We start from the raw sequence: 3,740 nt of genomic DNA on the forward strand, positions 1-3,740 counted from the left end.
CTCAGATACCCCGCTCCACGGATGCACACCCCGCATAACGGCGCGACGCTCAGTCCGTCACTACCAACTCAATGAACCTTCAAACAACGGCATTGGCCCGGTACTTCAAAATGGAACAAAGTGGAACACCGGCTGTTCTCCCGGATCACCCACAGCCTGCGCGGGCAGCCTCTGACCAGCTACGAAGTGCTGCTGGAGACCATCTCAGCCACCCGCACCAGCACCGGACTGACCGTTCATGCCGCACTGGACGAGAATGCATACCCCACCGGCCGCGTGCTCACCCGAGCTGAACGCAAGAGCGCCGAGCGGCGGGTCAAACGGGACGAGTTCCACGGCGAGTGGAACTACACCATCGCCCCGCAGGACCCCGACCAGCAGCTTCCGGGAGATCCACGCGACGAGTCGGGACCTCCGGTCCCGGCCGAGGCCACCTTCCTCCTCACCCACCCCGCACTCACGGGCATGCCCCGAGAACAGTTCGAACAGCTCGTGCTCCAGCTCGAACCATGCCAACAGGTCCTGACCGAAGTCGAACGCCAGAGCGCAGGCAGGGACGGCCGCGGCCGCAACCCCGGCTTCGGCACCCTCGATCACCGCCACCGCGTCCTGGTCGCCGTGCTCCGCAGCCGCAACACCGTCACCTTGACCCTCGCGGCCGAGCTGATGGGCCGCAAGCGCAATGTGCTGAGTTACCACGCCGGGAGGTCCAAGCCGATGCTGGCCTTCGCTGGGCCCGAACTCGCCAGAGTCCTCGTCTTCCGCCGGACCCGCCCTCCCCGCACGCTCGAAGCCTTGAAGCGCGTGATCGAGTACCACGACAACGAGATCAACTCCGGCAGTAGTTAAATTACGGCTCCTCACCAGTTGGTCTCGCCGGCGAAATACTTCGCGGCCCTCCGCAGGATCTCCCGCTCGGTCTCCAGCTCCCTGATCCGGGCCCTGAGCTGCTTGTTCTCTTCCTTCAGCACATCGTCGGAGGGTACATCGACGGCCTGCTCGACCCGCGGCAAGCGACTCGTGCCCGCCGCGCGGCCCTGCCGGGCCCGCTCGACCCGCACCCAGTTCCGCAGCGTTTCCCGGCTGACTCCGAGGTCCTTGCTGACGCCCTCGAACGTGTTCTTCGGGTCCGACAGGTACAGCGCGACAGCGTCCGCCTTGAACTCCGCTGAGTACACCTTCATCACCATCAGTGACATCTCTTCCTCTGGACCCTCAAGGTCCAGTGTCCAAGGTGTCCACGATCCGGGGTGAAGCCCCCATGCTCAAGGTGTTGCGACGACCGGTTGAATCCACCGCGGGCGCGGCGATCAGTGTGTTTGGGACCGTTTGCTGTGCGGCGGCCCGGTCACTCGGCACTGGACAGCAAGGCCGGCCGGAGCGAATGCGCGGTCACCGGACCACGCCTGTGCGCCGGCCTTCGTAGGAGTACGGCCATGGCAAAGATTCTCACGGTGCTTTATCCGGATCCCGTTGACGGCTACCCGCCCAGGTATGCCCGAGATGAGATCCCCGTCATCAGCGGCTATCCCGGAGGGCAGACGGCGCCCACCCCCCGGAGCATCGACTTCAAGCCGGGTGAGCTGGTCGGCTGCGTCTCCGGCGAACTCGGTCTGCGTCCGTTCCTGGAGGAACAGGGCCACACATTGGTCGTCACCTCCGACAAGGAGGGGCCCGACTCCGTGCTGGAACGGGAACTCCCCGACGCCGAGGTGGTGATCTCGCAGCCGTTCTGGCCCGCCTATCTCACCCCTGACCGGATCCGGCGCGCACCGCACTTGAAGCTGTCGATCACAGCCGGGATCGGTTCGGACCACGTGGACCTGCCGAGCGCCATCGAGCACGACGTCACCGTTACGGAGGTCACCTACAGCAACAGCATCAGCGTGTCGGAGCACGCGGTCATGCAGATCCTCGCTCTCGTCCACAACTATCTGCCCGCCCACGAGTGGGTCACCACCCGCCAAGGGTGGAACGTGGCCGACAGCGTCTCGCGGAACTACGACCTGGAGGGCATGGACGTCGGCGTTTTCGGTGCCGGGCGGATCGGCATGTCAGTGCTACGCCGGCTGAAGCCGTTCGATGTGAAGCTGCACTACAACGACGTGCACAGGGTGCCAGCCAACCTCGAGCAGGAGCTGGGGCTGACCTGGCATGCGGATGCCCGCTCCCTGGCGGCCGCCGTCGACGTGCTCTCCATCCACGCGCCGCTGCACGCGCAGACGGTGAACCTCTTCGACGACGAGATGCTCGCGACCATGAAGCGAGGGTCGTACATCGTCAACACAGCCCGCGCGCTGATCGTCGACCGGGACGCCGTGGTACGCGCTCTGGAACGAGGCCATCTGGCGGGTTACGCCGGGGACGTCTGGTACCCCGAGCCGCCGGAAGAGGACCACCCGTGGCGCAGCATGCCGCACGAGGGCATGACACCGCACGTGTCCGGTTCGACGCTCTCCGCGCAGGCCAGGTACGCGGCAGGCGTCCGGGAAATCCTGGAGTGCTGGTTCGACAATCGCCCGATCCGTCAGGAGTACCTCATCGTGGAGGGCGGCAGGCTTGCCGGGACCGGGGCCCGCTCGTACACCGTCTGACGCACACGGTAGGAGTCGGCGGGGCCGTCACCGCCCGTGCACAGGCGACCGGGATGGCACGCTCCGCTCTCCGTGTTCTCCGTGTCAGGGCGCCCCCACGATCGCGCAAGCGCGGCACGGGGGCCGGCCGCAGGTGCACTGCACGATGGCGTCCAGCACCTCATGGTCGTGGTAAAGACACTTGTCCTGGCAGGCGTGGCGCGGGACGAAGCCCGCCTGGAACTCGTCCGGCCAGGGCTCCTCGCCCTCCCGGCAGCGCACGAACCGCTTGGGATCGGTGGAGTGCAGCCGGCGCATGCACCCCGTGCCTCGCCCTCCAGGTCGTGCGTTTGGGCGACCATTGCCTTGAGCTGGTCGGCGAGACCGGAGAACCTGGCGTCGCCCGTTCTCACATGGGCTGCGCCCAGTGCCATGACGGCGTTGCCCGGAACCGACGAGCGTCCTGAAGATCGGTCACGTGATGCAGTTGGATGCCCGTCACGCCTCTGACCCACACGGCGTCTTCACTCACTTGTCCACCTTCCGGGGCCGCTCGCCCAGTGGTAGCGCCGGCGCGGAAGTACGTCGTGTCTTCCTCATGCGCCCTGAAGTCTGGTCTGGACGCAGCTGAGCACCACCTCGATACCCGCGTCCTTGAGTACCTCGTCGAACAACCGCGGGAACCTCCCGTCCCGATCCCTGATCAGACAGCGCGCCCGGCAGCCGGCCTCCTCGAGATCCATGACAAGATTTTTCGCGGCCTGGACCACCCAGGACGCGGTCGGATGCGCGGTCGCGCCCAGGATCCGGATCCGGCGGTTCACGCGCTCGATCGCGGCGAACACGTACAAGCGGGCCCCGGACAGGGTGACGGCCTCGAAGAAGTCGCACGCCAGGAGCGCGTCGGCCTGGGAGCGCAGGAAGCCCGCCCACGTGCTGCAGGCCCGCTCGGGCGTCGGCTCGATGCCGTCCTCCTGCAAGATTTCCCAGACGGTGGATGCTGCCACCTTCACTCCGAGCATGAGCAGTTCACCGTGCAGGCGCCGGTAGCCCCGACTTGGATTGTCCCTGGCCTTGTGTCCTGAACGTGAAAGGGAGTTGGTTGTAGGAACAGCTTCTGGAAATGGTGCTGTGCGGGAGATGAAGGATTTGGCCCTTCGGAGCCGC

At 66.2% G+C, this 3,740-nt stretch carries 2 protein-coding genes and 3 pseudogenes; 2 read left to right on the plus strand and 3 right to left on the minus strand.

Translation table 11 applies throughout. The features are described 5' to 3' along the window. Positions 1-108 precede the first annotated feature (108 nt). Positions 109-849: pseudogene (locus ACFYQA_RS39225) on the plus strand (ISAzo13 family transposase); the annotation flags it as partial. On the opposite strand, the pseudogene ACFYQA_RS39230 reads toward ACFYQA_RS39225, so the two are convergent. Next, positions 763-1,190: pseudogene (locus tag ACFYQA_RS39230) on the minus strand (transposase); the annotation flags it as partial. The pseudogenes ACFYQA_RS39225 and ACFYQA_RS39230 overlap by 87 nt on opposite strands. Positions 1,191-1,436: 246 nt before the next feature. Between ACFYQA_RS39230 and ACFYQA_RS39235 the strand changes: the two are divergent. Further along, positions 1,437-2,594 (plus strand): NAD-dependent formate dehydrogenase, encoded by a 1,158-nt coding sequence (locus tag ACFYQA_RS39235; protein ID WP_388928597.1) that lies wholly within the window; start codon positions 1,437-1,439, stop codon positions 2,592-2,594. Positions 2,595-2,678: 84 nt separating this feature from the next. Here the strand turns inward: ACFYQA_RS39235 and ACFYQA_RS39240 are convergent, their stop codons facing one another. Together ACFYQA_RS39240 and ACFYQA_RS39245 are read right to left on the minus strand one after the other, a co-directional pair. After that, entirely contained in the window at positions 2,679-2,891 is a 213-nt protein-coding gene (locus tag ACFYQA_RS39240) for a hypothetical protein (RefSeq protein ID WP_388928599.1), read from the minus strand. A 299-nt stretch (positions 2,892-3,190) separates the two neighbouring features. Next, positions 3,191-3,646: pseudogene (locus ACFYQA_RS39245) on the minus strand (IS481 family transposase); the annotation flags it as partial. Positions 3,647-3,740 lie beyond the last annotated feature (94 nt).

Origin of the sequence: Streptomyces sp. NPDC005774 (assembly GCF_042871645.1) — a bacterium.
GTDB lineage: Bacteria > Actinomycetota > Actinomycetes > Streptomycetales > Streptomycetaceae > Streptomyces > Streptomyces pratens.

Bases quoted from the DNA above. Each gene is read 5' to 3' on its own strand.
- ACFYQA_RS39240 (WP_388928599.1), bottom strand. From the start codon at position 2,891: ATGCGCCGGCTGCACTCCACCGATCCCAAGCGGTTCGTGCGCTGCCGG.
- ACFYQA_RS39235 (WP_388928597.1), top strand. From the start codon at position 1,437: ATGGCAAAGATTCTCACGGTGCTTTATCCGGATCCCGTTGACGGCTAC.